Annotated in this window: 15 protein-coding genes; all 15 read right to left on the reverse strand. The window is 41.2% G+C overall.

Annotated features, from left to right (window positions below; all coding sequences use genetic code 11):
- Positions 1–12 precede the first annotated feature (12 nt).
- On the reverse strand, positions 13–1,542 hold the full coding sequence (gntK, locus tag JOC36_RS03375) for a gluconokinase (protein ID WP_205145095.1): 1,530 nt from the start codon (positions 1,540–1,542) through the stop codon (positions 13–15).
- A 181-nt stretch (positions 1,543–1,723) separates the two neighbouring features.
- Positions 1,724–2,704, reverse strand: a complete 981-nt coding sequence (locus JOC36_RS03380) for a 3'-5' exoribonuclease YhaM family protein (RefSeq protein ID WP_205145096.1) — start codon at positions 2,702–2,704, stop codon at positions 1,724–1,726.
- A 150-nt stretch (positions 2,705–2,854) separates the two neighbouring features.
- Entirely contained in the window at positions 2,855–3,091 is a 237-nt protein-coding gene (locus JOC36_RS03385) for a CsbD family protein (RefSeq protein ID WP_205145097.1), read from the reverse strand.
- 109 nt (positions 3,092–3,200) lie between these two features.
- Entirely contained in the window at positions 3,201–3,539 is a 339-nt protein-coding gene (locus tag JOC36_RS03390; RefSeq protein ID WP_205145098.1) for a YlbF family regulator, read from the reverse strand.
- A 53-nt stretch (positions 3,540–3,592) separates the two neighbouring features.
- On the reverse strand, positions 3,593–5,671 hold the full coding sequence (locus JOC36_RS03395) for a PBP1A family penicillin-binding protein (protein WP_205145099.1): 2,079 nt from the start codon (positions 5,669–5,671) through the stop codon (positions 3,593–3,595).
- A gap of 14 nt (positions 5,672–5,685) precedes the next feature.
- Positions 5,686–6,141, reverse strand: a complete 456-nt coding sequence (gene argR / locus JOC36_RS03400; RefSeq protein ID WP_205145100.1) for an arginine repressor — start codon at positions 6,139–6,141, stop codon at positions 5,686–5,688.
- 122 nt (positions 6,142–6,263) lie between these two features.
- Positions 6,264–7,949: an arginine--tRNA ligase gene (argS, locus tag JOC36_RS03405; RefSeq protein WP_205145101.1), complete on the reverse strand. Its 1,686-nt coding sequence runs from the start codon at positions 7,947–7,949 to the stop codon at positions 6,264–6,266.
- Positions 7,949–8,287 (reverse strand): hypothetical protein, encoded by a 339-nt coding sequence (locus JOC36_RS03410; protein WP_205145102.1) that lies wholly within the window; start codon positions 8,285–8,287, stop codon positions 7,949–7,951. The genes argS and JOC36_RS03410 overlap by 1 nt, the downstream gene beginning before the upstream one ends.
- A gap of 83 nt (positions 8,288–8,370) precedes the next feature.
- The gene (gene murE, locus JOC36_RS03415; protein ID WP_205145103.1) at positions 8,371–9,909 is read right to left on the reverse strand and encodes a UDP-N-acetylmuramyl-tripeptide synthetase; all 1,539 of its coding nucleotides are present in this window, start codon (positions 9,907–9,909) and stop codon (positions 8,371–8,373) included.
- A 3-nt stretch (positions 9,910–9,912) separates the two neighbouring features.
- Positions 9,913–10,515, reverse strand: a complete 603-nt coding sequence (locus JOC36_RS03420) for a non-canonical purine NTP pyrophosphatase (RefSeq protein ID WP_205145104.1) — start codon at positions 10,513–10,515, stop codon at positions 9,913–9,915.
- Positions 10,508–11,806: a bifunctional folylpolyglutamate synthase/dihydrofolate synthase gene (locus JOC36_RS03425; protein WP_205145105.1), complete on the reverse strand. Its 1,299-nt coding sequence runs from the start codon at positions 11,804–11,806 to the stop codon at positions 10,508–10,510. The genes JOC36_RS03420 and JOC36_RS03425 overlap by 8 nt, the downstream gene beginning before the upstream one ends.
- Positions 11,807–11,880: 74 nt before the next feature.
- Positions 11,881–12,831, reverse strand: coding sequence for a diacylglycerol kinase (locus tag JOC36_RS03430; protein ID WP_205145106.1), 951 nt, complete (start codon positions 12,829–12,831; stop codon positions 11,881–11,883).
- A 68-nt stretch (positions 12,832–12,899) separates the two neighbouring features.
- The gene (gatB, locus tag JOC36_RS03435) at positions 12,900–14,345 is read right to left on the reverse strand and encodes an Asp-tRNA(Asn)/Glu-tRNA(Gln) amidotransferase subunit GatB (protein WP_205145107.1); all 1,446 of its coding nucleotides are present in this window, start codon (positions 14,343–14,345) and stop codon (positions 12,900–12,902) included.
- Positions 14,345–15,802, reverse strand: a complete 1,458-nt coding sequence (gatA, locus tag JOC36_RS03440; protein WP_205145108.1) for an Asp-tRNA(Asn)/Glu-tRNA(Gln) amidotransferase subunit GatA — start codon at positions 15,800–15,802, stop codon at positions 14,345–14,347. The genes gatB and gatA overlap by 1 nt, the downstream gene beginning before the upstream one ends.
- 4 nt (positions 15,803–15,806) lie before the next feature.
- Positions 15,807–16,112, reverse strand: coding sequence for an Asp-tRNA(Asn)/Glu-tRNA(Gln) amidotransferase subunit GatC (gene gatC, locus JOC36_RS03445; RefSeq protein WP_205145109.1), 306 nt, complete (start codon positions 16,110–16,112; stop codon positions 15,807–15,809).
- Between the last annotated feature and the right edge of the window lie 4 nt (positions 16,113–16,116).

Consider the following 16,116-nt stretch of genomic DNA (forward strand, 5'->3'; position numbering starts at 1 on the left):
TTTTTATAGTGACTAGTCAACAAACTTACGTTGGTAATCAGCAATATTTTCATATTCAGTTTGCAATTGACGTGACAAACGAATAAAGATTGGTGATAATGCACGGTACACTTCAAAGTTTTCAGGATTTGGTTCATAATCGTTTGATTCACCGATCATGTCCCCAATCACATCCAAACTATCAACCATCCCCAAAGCCTTTTGTGCCATTACAGTCGCAGCCAAAGCACCTGATTCAAAGGCCTTTGGTACTGTAACTGTTTGTTCAAAGATGTCAGCCATCATTTGACGCCACAATGGTGAACGGGCAAAGCCACCCGTCGCTTGAATTGATTTCAAACTACCAGCCACTTCTTCAAGGGCTAGTGACACCATGTAGATGTTAAAGACAACCCCTTCCATCACGGCGCGCACCATGTGAGCACGGGTATGCTTATACGTAAGCCCAAAGAATGAACCCTTGGCATTCGCATCCCAGATTGGAGCACGTTCGCCACCTAAGTATGGATGGAACAACAATCCGTCCGCACCGGCTGGTACATGACTCGCAATTTCAGTAATCAAATCATATGAATCCATGTCCATCAAATCGGCCGTAGACTTTTCCGCGTCAAACATATTATCACGGGCCCAACGCAAAACATCTCCACCACTATTGACAGGTCCACCAACAACCCAGTGATCCTTATCCAAAGCATACGTAAAGGTACGACCCTTTGGATCAATCTTAGGTGCATCAGTTACGACACGAATCGCACCTGAAGTACCAATTGTTACAGCCGCAACCCCTGGTTGAACCGCATTTACACCCAAGTTTGATAATGGACCATCCCCGGCACCATAAACAAAAGCAGTATCAGGATCCAAGCCCATCAACTCAGCCAATTGTGGATCAAGGCCACGTTCAATCGTGTATGGGTCAACTGGCTCTGGTAACTGTTCCTTTTGTAAACCAGTTACTTCTAAGGCTTGTTCATCCCAATCTAAATTAAAGATATTGAACAATCCTGTTCCAGAAGCAATTGAAATATCCATCCGGTTAGCATTAAACAAACGGTGGAACAAGTATTCTTTAATTCCAAGATAATGAGCTGCTTGATTATAAATATCAGGCTTTTCATTCTTTAACCACAACACTTTTGAAAGTGGTGCCATTGGATGAATTGGCGTTCCAGTCTTTGAATAAATTTCTTGACCAAGACCAGTTGAACGTAATTCTTCAGTATATTTAACCGCACGATTGTCCGCCCAAGTAATCACACGCGTGAGTGGTTGCCAGTCTTTATCAAATGCAATCAGTGAGTGCATTGCTGAACTAAATGAAACACCCAAAATTTTACCATCAGTTGCTTCTTGAGAAACAATGCTGACTGCTTCAACAAAGGCACGCCAAATCTCTTCTAGATCTTCTTCGGCCATGTCTGGTTCATCACGATACAATGTGTAACCCTTATTTGCATTGGCAATTACATGCCCTTCAGTATCAAACAAAACGGCTTTGGTTGAAGTCGTTCCTAAGTCAACACCAATTAGATAATCCATGTTCATTCTCCTATCGGATCAAATTCAATTTTAAAATAAATATCACATGACCATTCTATGCCAAAACTCTTTTTTTGAAAACCCTATCATTGTGAATAATTAAGCAATTTAATCGTTTAACCACTTTTTAATAAATAATTACTACAACTTAACAGTTTGTTCAGCATTGCGCTAAATTATTTCAAAAAGCTCGGTCCTTTTCTGGTGCTTGTGGTTCTTCATTTTCAGGATGGTACACTGCACGCTGATCTAACGCCCATTGTCGCGATGAAAATTCACCAGGTTGCGTTTGCTCTAAAGCATGATCGAAGGTCTGAATATTCGCATCTAACTCATCTAATTGGTGCAAAATATTCGCCTCTTTAATCATTGGTCGCACGGGTGATCCGTACTCTAATTGACCATGATGCGCTAAGACAGTATGCCGTAACACAAGCATATCTTCAGAATTTAAATCAAGTTTTAGTTCATGGGCCGCTAAAACAATTTGTTCATCAATTAACGTGATATGACCAATCAAATTACCAACAGTTGTATATTTTGTTGCAACTGGACCTGAAAGTTCTAAGACCTTACCTAAATCATGGAGTAGAGCCCCTGCGTAGAGTAAGCTTCCATTAATATTGTCATACTGCTGTACAACTGCTTGGGCCAAATGTGCTATTGAAAGAGAATGATAGGCTAACCCACCCTTGAAATTATGATGCACTGATTTAGCGGCTGGATACGTGAAAAATTCATCATGAAATTTATTCAATAAGTAACGCACAACTCGTTGCCAAGTAGCATTGGTGATTTGAAAAACTAATTGACTGACTTCCTCTTCCATATCTTCACGTTTGATGGGAGCCGCTTGCATGAAATCACTTGCATCCGTTGGCTCGCCAGCTTGCGTCGCGCGCATATCTAAAATACGTAATTGCGGATGATCTTGGTAAGACTGCCGAATGGCTGTGATATGGATTACCTGTCCGGCACTAAATTGTGTCGCTTCAGCTTCATCAGCATCCCACTTCATACCTTTGATTTCCATTGAACGATCCGCTACGACCATTGCTAAGTAGGGCTTGCCTTGCTGTGTTCGTCTTAAATCAAGTTCTTTCAATAGCACATTTGCTTCAAATTGTTCTTCTAGTTGATAATCTTTTAATAATTTTGTCATCGCACCAACCGTCCTTACATTGACTTTTTTAGTATAATCGCTGTTGTTACAGCTATCTTAACATTTTCTCTGTGCCGTTTGTGGGTCTAACCGAAGTTGATTGTACAAAAAAAGGAAAGCCGAAGGGCTTTCCTTTTTCTTAAATTACAATTAGTTTAGCTTATCTTTAGCATTGTCTACAGCATCGCTAGCTGCATCCTTAGCGTTATTAAAAGCATCACCAGCAGCATCCTTAGCGTTACCGAATGCTTCCTTGGCCTTGCCCATCAAACCTTCAGCTTTACCTTCAGCTTCAGTTTGCTTGTCGCCAGTTACGCTTCCCATAACTTCCTTAGCCTTACCTGAAACTTGGTCCATAGCACCCTTAGCTTGATCTTCTAATGACATATTGTGTCCCTCCAAAAAAGTTAGTTGTTACAGCAATTATTATAACATGATGCATGTATTATGCAAAGTTTAATAAAAGTGCTGAAATTCCATCTACACTAGCCTTTGCTTATTCATACAAATCAGCGATTGGCTTAGTAAGTGCATTGTTGATTTGCATCAACAATTGGTTCATTGCTTGTTCTGTTTCCATCAATTGCTTGATGACATCATATTCTTCAACTTCTTGCGCAACTGATTGCCAAGCTTGAATTTGATCCTCAGTTGGTTCTTCACCATTTTGCATGGCTTGGTTGATGTTCACTTGGGTTTGTTGGAAACGATTAAAAACTTCATTAGCCTTTTCGTCTGCACGAACTGCCTTTAATGCTTCCGCCAAATTCTTATATTGAGGCGTCTCCTCTAAGTCCTTTGCAGCTGCATTGATATTATCAAAAATATTAACCATATTCTAATCCCCTTTCTGGTGTATGTGTCCATTATGGCATATCGATATTGCTTTTAAAAGCCTCCGGCAATATCTGACCAAACTTTATGAACCCCACGATTAAAGCCTTGTAAGGTCTTCTGAGCCCCTTCTTGAAGTTGCTTTTTCAGGCTATCCGTATTACCACTATCCGAGTCATCTTCACTACTCTGCTCGCTGGTTTGCTTATCGGAAAGCTTGTCACGAACACTTTCAACCCCGAAGGCAGTATGCTTTGTATTTGGAAGCACTTGCTCTAAGGTTTGTTTCATCAATGGTCCGGCTGTCTGAGCCAAATAAATTGGCAAAGTATGCTCAGCATCTGTTTTATCATAACCAACCCAAGTCGTGACAACCACATCAGGTGTATAAGCGATCGCCCACGAATCGGTCGCGTTATTAGCTGATCCTTCCTTACCAGAAACTTCAGTGGTTCCAGTCTTTCCAGCAACGGTGTACCCAGATGGTTGCGCTGGCTCCCCAGTTCCATTGGTATAAACACCTAATAGCATCTGGGTCATATCTTTGGCCACCGTTGGACTCCATAGACGAGTTTGCTTTGGTTTAGCATCGACAACTGTCTTACCAGTGGCGTCCACAATCTTAGTAATGAAGTGACCATCACTCATTTTTCCATCATTAGCAAAACTTGTATAAGCTTGCGTCATTTGTAATGGGGAAACCCCCTTCTTCATACCACCAATTCCAAGTGACAAATTATTGTCAGACTTTTCAACTGGCAAACCAGCCTTCTTGGCACTATTGAATCCTACACGAGTGCCAATTTGGTCTAATACCCAAACCGCTGGGATATTGTATGAATTTTCAATGGCTTTATACATTGGCACATCGCCACTTGTATAATTCAAGGCATTATGTGGTTCATAATGATCAGTACCAAAACTTGTTACCTGGTTTTTCAACATCGAATCATATGAAAAGCCTCGCGATAGCGCCGGACCATAATCAACAATCGGCTTAATCGTTGAACCAGGTGAGCGATACATTTGAGTCGCTCGGTTAAAGCCACGGAAAACGTGCTCACCACGACCACCTTCAACCGCACGAACACCACCAGTACGTGCATCCATCACCAGAGTCGCTGCTTGAGAATCGCCACCAACTGGATTCAAATTAGGGTCAGCAAAATTATTTTGAACATTTTGCTGATCTTCCTGATCAAGACTGGTATAAATCTTATACCCATCATTCAGCAACTTGCTTTCCTTAATATGATACTTCCCAGTGGCTTCATTAATCACCGCATCGAAATATGATGGATAACGGTAATTGTTATTCTGAATTTCATGATTACTTGCCCCCAATGGTGCTTGAGAAGCTTGGTCCGCTTGTTGTTGTGACAACTTTTTATCGTTAACCATATTTTGCAAAACTTGGTTACGGCGATTCATTGCATTTTCTTTTTGCGAAATTGGATCATAACCACTTGGTGATTGAAGCATACCTGCTAACATAGCTCCTTGATCCACCGTCAAATCCTTAGCATCTACACCAAAATACTTTTTCGCAGCATCCTGGACCCCCCAGGCTCCACGGCCGAAATATGCATTATTCATGTACATCGTAATGATGTCATTTTTCGTGTACTCTTTTTCAACCTGGATTGACAAGAATAATTCTTTCACTTTACGCGTAATTGTTTGATCCTGCGTTAAGAAGGCATTCTTAACCAATTGCTGTGTAATTGTCGAACCACCAGCGGAAGCATTACGTCCAGTTAAACGGTAAAAGATTGTCGTTAACGCACCGCGTAACGTACCTTTAAATGAGAAACCATACTCATGATAAAAATTCCGATCTTCCGTCGCAATGATTGCATTTTTAACATTTGGTGAAATTTGATTATATTTCACGTAGGTTCCTTTTTCTCCGGCAATTGCCCCCGCTTTATGGCCTTTGCGATCATAAATCGTAGTTGAGTCTTGTAATCGCGCCTTCAAATCACTAACGTCGGTTGTTTTGGCGTTAAAAGTCCCTAGAACACTAATGACAAAAAAGAGTGTCAAAAATATTACGATTAACCAACGTGTGATTTGATAACGCTCCCAAACCGGTTTGATGCGTTCACACATTTTTTGTAGCCAATTTTTCATTATTTATCCGCCTTCTACAGCCAATTCTTCAGCATCGCTGTCATTTTTTTGGCCTGTTCATCACTATGGGTCATCATAAAAATTGTATCATGACCCGCTAATGTGCCTGCAATTTCGGGGAAACCAACATCATCTAATAATGCCCCTAAACGATTTCCATTACCAGGCAATGTCTTAATCACAACCATAAATTCAATCTGGGTGACCGATTCAACTAGCTGTTCAACACTTAACCGCAGTTGACTCAATTCATCAACCACCATTGGTTCTAAAGCCTGATAACGGCTGACACCATTATTATCAATCTGTCTAACAATTTGTAGTTCATTTATATCACGAGAAACCGTTGCTTGCGTGACATCTACCCCACGGGCCTTCAACTCGGCCATCAGCTTTTCTTGCGTATCAATCGTCTGACTGTTAATAATATCTAAAATTAAGAGTTGCCGATCTTGCTTTTTAGTTGACATAGATCTTTCCTCAACATTCATTTCTTGATAAAAAAAGCCGACACCGTTCTACCAAAGTAGAATGAAGCCGGTCAATTCATATTATACGCATTTAATTGACAATAGTCACATTTTCGTAACGCTTACATTTCAACTGGTGCTTTCACGCCAAGCAAACGTAATGATTCTGTCAAAACTTGAGAAACTGCCGTCACAAGTGCCAAACGTGCATTCAATTCATCATCATCTTGCAAAATCTTTGAATTAGCATAGTACTTATTGAAAGCGCGTGCTAAGTTCAAGGCATACTTTGCAACAACAGATGGCTCATATTCACGCCAAGCGCGCTTAAGCACATTTGGAAAATCAGCCAAAAGCTTCTCAACATCCCAAACCGCATCATCAGAAATCGTCAATTGATTCATATCGATGGTTGGGTTACCGGCCTTACGCAATAGTGATTGTGCCCGCGCATTTGTATATTGCACGTATGGTCCAGTATCACCTTCAAAACGTACGACATCTTCAAGCTTAAAGTCAAAGCTCTTAACCCGTTCATTCATCAAATCATGGAAGACTACCGCACCAACACCAACTTCATGCGCTACTTCATCCTTGTTTGGCAAATCAGGATTCTTTTCATCGATTTGTTCGCGTGCTAGTTCAACTGAGTCATTTAGCACATCTTGCAACAGCACAATCCGACCTGAACGCGTTGACAACTTCTTTCCATTCACTGTAATTAAGCCAAATGGCACATGTTCAATATCATCAGCCCATTCAAAGCCCATCTTCTTCAAAATGGCCTTCAATTGCTTGAAGTGTTCTGTTTGTTCAGCCCCGACCACGTACAATGACTTCACAAAGTTGTAGTTTCGCTTACGGAAAATAGCCGCTGCCAAATCACGAGTCATGTACAAAGTCGCACCATCAGTCCGCTTGATCATGGCAACATTTAGGCCTTGGTCTTCAAGGTCAACCACTTCGGCCCCTTGTGATTCAACCAATAGGTCTTTGTCTTCCAGCATATCCACGACTTCGTCCATCTTGTCATTATAGAAGGCTTCACCATTAAATGAATCAAATTGGATATCTAATTGGTCATAAATATCCATAAATTCCTTCAAAGACTCTTCACGGAACCACTTCCACAAACGGGTCGCTTCTTCATCTCCATCTTCAAGCTTTTTAAACCAAGCACGGCCTTCATCATTTAAGCTTGGATCTTTCTCAGCTTCTTCATGGAAACGCACGTAATACTTAACCAAAGTATTAATGGGATCTGCCTTAACTTCGTCTTCAGAACCCCAGCGCTTATAAGCTGAAATCAACTTACCAAATTGCGTCCCCCAATCACCAAGGTGATTAATTTTAATTGGTTGATAACCATTTGCATCGGCAATTTCAGCCAATGAATTACCAATCACGGTTGAACGCAAGTGACCCATTGACATGGGCTTAGCAATGTTAGGTGATGACATATCGATTGTGACGTGTCCTGCCTCACCATCAGTATTATGACCGTATTCAGGATTTGATAACACATCCTTCAAAAAGTCACTTCCAGCTTGGTCCTTTTTCAAGAAGAAATTAATATATGGACCGGCAACTTCAACAGATGCAAACTGGCTATCATCGATGTTTTCAGCGATTGCAGCAGCAATTTGGTTTGGCGCTTGATGCCGTGTTTTAGCTAAGGTAAACGTTGGAAAGGCAAAATCACCTTTACTACCATCTTTTGGCACTTCAATCTTATTTTGAATATCATCTAAATCAAGCTCATCGATAGCTGGATTCAAAGTTTCTGCAACGAGCGCCTTATAGTCCATTATGATTCCTCCTCGTCGTCCTTTTCTTCTTCATCCAAAATACCTTCCGGCACTTCTTCATCCTCTTCATCTTCTTTTTGTTCAGATGGACGTGGTGCTGGGTTGTCCGTCTTCTTCAAAATTTTAGCATCTGACATACGCACAACTGCGCGTTGGTTGTATTCATTAACCGTGGCAGTATCTTCAGGGTCATAATCTGTAATTAAAATCATGACTGAGTGCTCATAAATTTTTTCAATAATCCCACTAAAATCATGTTCAAAATTGGCAAATTTCTTTCCTGAAACATAGTCACCAATATCAAACTCTGATGTATTTTCAACAGGTTCTTTAGCCATTGCTACGTACCCCTTTTCTTAACTCTTATTTGTGTAAGCATTAACCCTTGTATTATAACAAAGATTAGCGGTTAATTCTAGAGCTACTCCGCTTCAAGCTCGTTGACAACGCGATTTGCAATGGCCCAATCATTTTCATAAGGTGTATCAATACCATCAATCTTTTGATACTCATCCAAACCTTTTCCAGCCAAAACAACCACGTCGTCAGGCCCAGAATGTGTAATTGCATCAGTAATAGCTTGTGTCCGATCCAATTCCTCGATGACTTGGACCTTATCCGTATCAACATGCGCCTTAATTTCGGCCACAATATCAGCTGGATTCTCATACTGCGGATCATCACTCGTCAAGTAAGCAATATCGGCACCTTCATTAATTGCTTCACCAATGCCTGGCCGGCGTGAAACCCCCTTGTTTCCTGGGGCACCAACGACAATCCGTAACTTATCTACGCGCTCATTAGCTCGAACAAATTGCAACAAAGCCGCGATTGACGCATAATTATGCGCATAGTCCACATAAATCGTACCATGCTTTTGACTAGTTAGTTCTTGCATGCGACCAGGTACTTTGACTTCTTGTAAGCCCTTGACCATTGAAGTCGCATCGGCACCCACTAAACGGGTGGCCATCATTGCTGCAGTTGCATTACCTTGATTAAAGTCACCAGGCATATCTAGGGCATATTCCCCATCTAACTCTAATTCAGCTGCTTGCGCACCATGATGTGTTAGTGCAAACTGGCTGCCTTGCAAATCTTCTGACATTGTCCGATATGAAATATCAGCGCCCATATCATCATCTTCATCAGCATGTTCTTTAGCATAAAGCCACAAACCATCCTTAGGCACAGCCAATTCAGCCCGTTCAATTAACTCAGGGAAATGTCCTGAGTCAGCATTCAACACAATTTGATCAGAATGGTCAAATAATTCCATTTTGCATTCAATATAGTCTTCAAACGTAGGGTGCTCATTTGGACCAATGTGATCCTCACTAATATTCAAAAAGACACCGACATCATAGCGCAAACCGTAAACACGTTCCTTCTTATACGCTTGTGATGACACTTCCATCACCATATGCGTCATGCCATTCTCTACCGCTTCATGCATCCAACGGAATAAATCCAACGACTCGGGAGTCGTCAAATGAGCACGATAATGATATTGCGGATCTTGTCCCGTAATGACAGCCAATGTTGAAGAAAGTGCCGCCTTTCCATCAGTCGCTTGATTCAAAATTTCATGGGCCATATAAGCCGTTGACGTCTTACCTTTAGTACCCGTAATTCCAATCAAAGCCAACTTATTTTGTGGAAAATCATAAAAGGCCATACTAACAATACTCATCGCAGCTGCTACATCATCGACAACCCAGGTTGGTAATCCCAGCGTTTCATTGAAACCAACGGGCGCCACCACAGCAACAACCCCCTTGGTTTTGGCATCTTCTAAATATTCAGGTTTAAAGTTACCCTTAATAAAAAACAAGGTATTCGGTTCAACATCTTGTGAGTTATAAGCTAGATGTTGAATTTCACCTTTAAAATCAGGCGCATCTAGCACCAAACTTTCATCGGCAAGGTAATTTGTAATTTGTTCACCACTTAATGGCATCACTTATTTCTCCTTTAATTGATCCGCTAATATTTTCATAATTTCCTTTGCTGCCCGTCCCCGCGCTGCATAATCGACACGTTCAGCTACCGACAATTCACCTAAGGTTGCGCCAGTTTCAATTTCTATAATGGCATCGATGCCATTTTTCCCCCGTGGTGTCTGCGCGATTTTAACTCCACCAGTCTTTTGAATCGCAAATGTTTTTTGATTCGGTAAAATCAAATAAAAATCGGATTGCAGATATCCTGAGCGGTCAGCAACAGTTGCCACATTTTGTAAGATGTATTGATTAATTTCGTCATCCGACTTCAAACCGTGCTTTTTAAATTCTCGCATCGTTGTCACACCAAAATGATCCGGTAAGGCTGGCACAAATAAGGCTGAGTCATCAGCTAGGATAATTTCATTTGGTAACAGGCGTTGGATGGTCTCCGCCTTTATTTTAACATTTTCCGCCATATCATTTGTTGTTTCAGGCGGAAAATCAATCTGCGCATGTAATTCTCGATAATTGAGGACTGGCTGGTTGAATAAAGCAAAAAATTCCGCAATTTCCTGTGTCTTATGCGTATTATTTGAAGCAATGACAATCGGTTTATTCATACATATTCCCTTCTTCAATGGCTTTTAAAGTATAAAACGAACCCGTTACTACAATCATAGCTTGTGTGTCTTCACGCGCTTGGCGTGCCAAAGAAATGGCTGCCGTTGGGTCATCCGCAACTTCAACATTAACATTGCTCATCATCACAATTTTGGCTGCTAACTCATCCGCATTCATCGCATCTGGTGAGTCAGGGGTCACCGTAATAACTGAACTCGTGTAAGGCAACAAAGTATCCAGCATTTCATACCAGTTCGTACTGCGCAAAAAGCCTAAGACCATAATTGGCTTAGCTTTTAAATGCCAACCAATCATTGAGGCAATCAAATTAGAAATACCATTTTGGTTATGTGCGCCATCGAATAAAATATTTAATTTTGGATCATAATCCATCCGGCCTTCAATTTTCACACGTGATAAGGCCTCAACCATATCAACATCACGAATTGAAGCGCCTTTTTTCCGCAAAACTTCGACAATTTGTAGGACCGTCGAAAGATTTTGCATTTGATATGAACCAGTCAAAGATAATTTAAAATTCTTTAAATCATCGACATTGAGATAAAGGCCTTCTGGAGAAGACTTCAACAATGTAATTTTCGGCTTATTTTCATACCATACAGCACCATTTTCAGCCGTTTTCTCCTTAAGATACACATTAACCCGATGGTCTTGCCCCGGGTAACTGACGACTGTTGCACCTGGTTTAATCGCTCCAGACTTCTTTTGCGTGATTTCAACCAAATCTTCACGATCTTGTTCAATTAGGTCAGGCGCAATCCGAGTAAAGGCCACAACTAAAGGATTATCGATGGCATTCGTTGGGTCTGACAGGCCGTGTTCACCCGCTTCTAGTACAACATAATCAACGTGATTTCGACCAAAGTAATCTAATGCAATTAACACCCACCACTCAAATTTAGTCAACGATGCAACTGAACCGCCATGCCGTTCGAGTTGTTTCAAAATACGCTGGTAACTAGCAATAAAATCGGTTTCTTTAATGGAATGCCCGTCGAGGCGAATCATGTCTAAATCATCATGAATGACTGGCGATGTAAAATGTCCCACTTTATACTGCGTTTTTTTTAGAATGGCCGCGAGCATGGCCCCCATTGAACCTTTTCCGTTCGTACCTACTAAATGAATAATGTTGACTTTTTTATCAGGTTGACCAATCCAATTCAAAACTTCATGAACAACATTGGTCCGAGTCCGATCATCATCACTAATCCCCCGATGGGCACTAATCCGCTTATTAATTTGTCGGTAAATATCAGAAATTGGCATGGCCTTATTCCTTCTCTCTTGATTTTTACATAAACCACTAAAAAACGTCCCGCATAAAAACGGGACGCATTATTTTATAAATCAACACTTGGCGCAATAAATTGATCGTCGGTCATATCATCGACATTGGCAACCATGCGGATGTGTTCTTGATGATTAACAAAATTTACGGGTGCATCCCCACCATATTCGCCATCGAGGTTAATCATTACCGGGTTTTTATTATCCGCTTGTGGCGTAATTTTAACTTGATTTGACTTTACATACAAAATATTAGGATCATCCACATGCTTACCCTTCAAAACTTCGCTCATAATCCCCATAAGTTCATTCAGCTTACTTGTCTTTAAAACTAACAGTGTAAATTTACCATCATCCAATTTAGCATCCGGCACAATTTGTTCAAAGCCACCAACTGAATTCGTTAGGGCTAACAAGAACAAAGCAGTTTTACCTTCATAAACACCATCATCATATTCAATCCGTACACTAATTGGTCGAATTTGTGGCAACATTTCCGCCCCTTTAACAACATAAGCTAAATAACCATACATTGACTTAAGTCGTGATGGGACCGCATAGGTTAATTGTGACAAAGATCCACCAGCTGCAATATTGACAAAATAGGTATCATTGGCTTGACCAATATCCATACGTGCTGCCTTTTTCTTCAAAATCACTTTTGCCGCTTCCAAAGGATTATCGCGCGGAATGTGTAAAGCCCGAGCATAGTCATTTGTTGTCCCAGCCGGAATAATCGCCACGACCGGACGATTTTCTAACCCAGCAATTCCATTGACCACTTCGTTAATCGTACCATCACCACCGGCTGCAACAATTAACTCAAACCCATCCAACGCGGCCCGTGTCGCCTCATTCCGTGCAGAGTTTTCCTCTGGGGTTGTGGCAAAAGCACTTGTCTCATAACCAGCTTGTTCATACACATTTAAAATATCGACTAAATCACGTCGAATCGCTTCACGCCCTGAAGTTGGATTATAAATAATACGGGCTCTCTTAGTCATGCGTCTTCTCCTTAAGTTAGTGTTTTTGTTTTATGTATTGGTGGTCCAATATTTGACCACCATTTACGCTATTCTGGCTTACGTGCCTGCAAAGAACTCATCAACAATTCGTTGACCACGTTCGGATTAGCACTTCCCTTAGTTGCCTTCATAATTTGACCGACTAAGAAGCCAACGGCACGATCTTTACCGTTGTGGAAATCAATAATTGATTGTTCATTTTTATCCAAAATATCATCAATGATTGGTTGCAATTCTGCTGGATCAGACATTTGCTTAAGCCCATTGGCCTCAACAAACGCTACAGGATCTTCACCCTTTGTAATCGCAGTAAAGACCTTTTTAGCCATCTTAGTTGAAATTGTACCATCATCAATCAATTTAATCATTGCTGCCAAGTGGGCTGGTGTCAATTCTGTATCTTGCAAATCAACTTGCTTTTCATTCAAGTAAGCATTCACATCACCCATCAAGTAGTTGGCCGCTCGCTTAGGATTAGCACCTTCTTTGACCGTTGCATCGAAGAAATCTGACATTTCCAAAGTTTGCGTCAAAACTTTCGCATCATATGGCTCCAAGCCAAGATCATCAACATAATGTTGGCGACGCTCAGGTGCCGATTCAGGTAATTTATCAGCAACAGCTTGTACCCATTCATCAGAAATATGCAAAGGTGTCAAATCTGGTTCTGGGAAATAACGATAATCATCAGCTGTTTCTTTCTCACGCATCAACACCGTTTCACCCGTTGCTTCATCAAAGCGACGCGTTTGTTGCTTGATTTGACCACCAGCAAGATAAATCTTAGCTTGACGTTCTTCTTCAAATGCCAAGCCCTTACGGACATAATTGAATGAATTCAAATTTTTCAATTCGACCTTAGTTCCGTATTCCTTAGAACCAACCGGGCGAATTGAAATATTGGCATCGACACGCATTGATCCTTCTTGCATCTTCACGTCTGAAATACCAGTAAATTGGATAGCTTGACGCAAAGCCTCAAGATAAGCATACGCTTCTTCAGGTGTTGACATATCAGGTTCGCTAACAATTTCAATCAAAGGTGTACCTTGACGATTCAAGTCAACATAAGAATAACCACTGTTCCCGTGGGTATTCTTTCCAGCATCTTCTTCAACGTGCATTTCAGTAATGCCGATCCGCTTTGTTTGACCATCGACTTCAACATCAAGCCAACCGTTTGTTGCAATTGGTCGTTCTTGTTGGGTAATTTGATAAGCCTTTGGATTATCTGGATAAAAATAATTTTTACGATCCCAATGCAAATCACGAGTAATCTGAGCATGCAAAGCTGTTGCAGCCATCATACCATATTCTACCGCTCCATGATTAGCTTGTGGCAAGACACCTGGGTAGCCCCAGTCGATGACATTCGTATTTTCATTTGGCTTAGCCCCGTAACCAACTGGTGATGGTGACATGGCCTTTGAATTTGTTTTCAATTCAACGTGGACTTCTAGTCCAATAGTCGTTTCAAAATTTGGTACAGCCATTACTTTGCACCTCCTGGCGTTTGTTCATACAACTTAGTTGCTTGTTCGAAAGCATAACCCGCTTGGTAAACCTTACTTTCTTGGAATTGATCCCCGATAAATTGCATGCCAATTGGCAACCCATTTGAGAAGCCCGCATTTACTGACATACCTGGCAAGCCAGCCATGTTCATTGGAATCGTCAAAACATCGTTCATATAAGTAATTTCAGGATCATCGGCATTTTCGCCAAAGCCATAGGCAACATTTGGTGCCGTTGGTGCAACAATTAAGTCATAGTCAGCAAACACCTTCTGGAAGTCTTGAATCATCAATGTCCGGATTTGCGCTGCTTTCTTAAAGAAAGCGTCGTATGATCCAGCTGATAATGAATAAGTTCCAAGCATAATCCGACGCTTAACTTCTTCCCCAAAACCTTGTGAACGTGTCTTTACATACAGCTCTTCCAAATTCTTGGCGTCCTCAGCACGATATCCGTAACGAATACCATCAAAACGTTGAAGATTTGAAGCAGCTTCAGCTGAAGCCAAAATATAATAAGCTCCAACACCATACTTCGTATGTGGTAATGAAACTTCTTCAACAGTGGCTCCTAATGACTTCAACGTTTCTAAGCCAGCTTCAATCGTCGCTTTCACTTCTTCTGTTACACCACGACCAAAGTACTCTTGTGGCACCGCAATTTTTACACCTGTCAAATCTTCACTAAGATTTGCTGTGAAATCAGGCACAGCTTTAGGTGAACTAGTTTGATCTTTTTCATCAACACCAGCCAATTGGTTCAAAACATACGCATTGTCTTTAACAGTACGTGACAAAATACCAACCTGATCAAATGAAGATCCAAAAGCAATCACACCCCAACGTGAGATGCGACCATATGATGGCTTCATTCCAACGATACCATTGAAGGCAGCTGGTTGACGCACTGATCCACCTGTATCAGTTCCAAGCGCATAAGGCACTTGCCCACTGGCAACTGCAACTGCAGAACCACCTGATGAACCACCTGGTACCTTGGTAGTGTCCCAAGCATTCTTAGTCTTCTTAAAGTATGACGTTTCAGTTGTTGAACCCATGGCAAATTCATCCATGTTTAACTTACCAACGCCGATTGCACCCGCATCACGCAACTTTTCAATGACTGTTGCATCATACACTGGCTTAAAGTTTTCGAGCATTCGTGATGCAGCTGTCGTTAAGACATCCTTGGTCACGATGTTATCTTTAATTCCATAAGGAATTCCAGCCAAAACTTGATCCGCCGGCACCCCTTTTTCGTCCATTTCCTTAGCTGCAGCAAGGGCTTCCTCACGCATGATGGTAATAAAGGCATCGTAATTTTCATCAGACTTTTCAATATTTTCTAACGTTGCTTCCACTAATTCAGTGACCGTCAACTCTTGATTCACTAATTTTTGGTGCAAAGTTGCTAAATCTGTTTTTAAGAAATCCATTGCATTACGCTCCTTCATCAAGAATAGTTGGTACTTTAATCAAATTAGCTTCACTTTCAGGCGCATTAGCCAACAGAGCGTCAGACTCATGCGCATTCACAGCCACATCATCACGCAACACTGTTTGTGTTTGCACTGGAGTGTATGTTGGTTCAACCCCTTCTGTATCAACTTCACCAAGCATTTTAACGAGATCAAAAATCTTATCAAGTTGATCTGTCATCATGTCAGCTTCTGCATCACTTAATTCTAATTTTGCTAAGCTGGCCACATTTTCGACCGCATCGCGATTCAATTTTTCAATTGCCATGTTT

Source organism: Weissella uvarum (genome assembly GCF_016908785.1).
GTDB classification, from domain to species: domain Bacteria; phylum Bacillota; class Bacilli; order Lactobacillales; family Lactobacillaceae; genus Weissella; species Weissella uvarum.

What these genes read in the sequence shown, in the direction of transcription:
- gntK (WP_205145095.1), bottom strand. Translation starts at nt 1,542, where the DNA reads ATGGATTATCTAATTGGTGTTGACTTAGGAACGACTTCAACCAAAGCC.
- JOC36_RS03380 (WP_205145096.1), bottom strand. Translation starts at nt 2,704, where the DNA reads ATGACAAAATTATTAAAAGATTATCAACTAGAAGAACAATTTGAAGCA.
- JOC36_RS03385 (WP_205145097.1), bottom strand. Translation starts at nt 3,091, where the DNA reads ATGTCATTAGAAGATCAAGCTAAGGGTGCTATGGACCAAGTTTCAGGT.
- JOC36_RS03390 (WP_205145098.1), bottom strand. Translation starts at nt 3,539, where the DNA reads ATGGTTAATATTTTTGATAATATCAATGCAGCTGCAAAGGACTTAGAG.
- JOC36_RS03395 (WP_205145099.1), bottom strand. Translation starts at nt 5,671, where the DNA reads ATGAAAAATTGGCTACAAAAAATGTGTGAACGCATCAAACCGGTTTGG.
- argR (WP_205145100.1), bottom strand. Translation starts at nt 6,141, where the DNA reads ATGTCAACTAAAAAGCAAGATCGGCAACTCTTAATTTTAGATATTATT.
- argS (WP_205145101.1), bottom strand. Translation starts at nt 7,949, where the DNA reads ATGGACTATAAGGCGCTCGTTGCAGAAACTTTGAATCCAGCTATCGAT.
- JOC36_RS03410 (WP_205145102.1), bottom strand. Translation starts at nt 8,287, where the DNA reads ATGGCTAAAGAACCTGTTGAAAATACATCAGAGTTTGATATTGGTGAC.
- murE (WP_205145103.1), bottom strand. Translation starts at nt 9,909, where the DNA reads ATGCCATTAAGTGGTGAACAAATTACAAATTACCTTGCCGATGAAAGT.
- JOC36_RS03420 (WP_205145104.1), bottom strand. Translation starts at nt 10,515, where the DNA reads ATGAATAAACCGATTGTCATTGCTTCAAATAATACGCATAAGACACAG.
- JOC36_RS03425 (WP_205145105.1), bottom strand. Translation starts at nt 11,806, where the DNA reads ATGCCAATTTCTGATATTTACCGACAAATTAATAAGCGGATTAGTGCC.
- JOC36_RS03430 (WP_205145106.1), bottom strand. Translation starts at nt 12,831, where the DNA reads ATGACTAAGAGAGCCCGTATTATTTATAATCCAACTTCAGGGCGTGAA.
- gatB (WP_205145107.1), bottom strand. Translation starts at nt 14,345, where the DNA reads ATGGCTGTACCAAATTTTGAAACGACTATTGGACTAGAAGTCCACGTT.
- gatA (WP_205145108.1), bottom strand. Translation starts at nt 15,802, where the DNA reads ATGGATTTCTTAAAAACAGATTTAGCAACTTTGCACCAAAAATTAGTG.
- gatC (WP_205145109.1), bottom strand. Translation starts at nt 16,112, where the DNA reads ATGGCAATTGAAAAATTGAATCGCGATGCGGTCGAAAATGTGGCCAGC.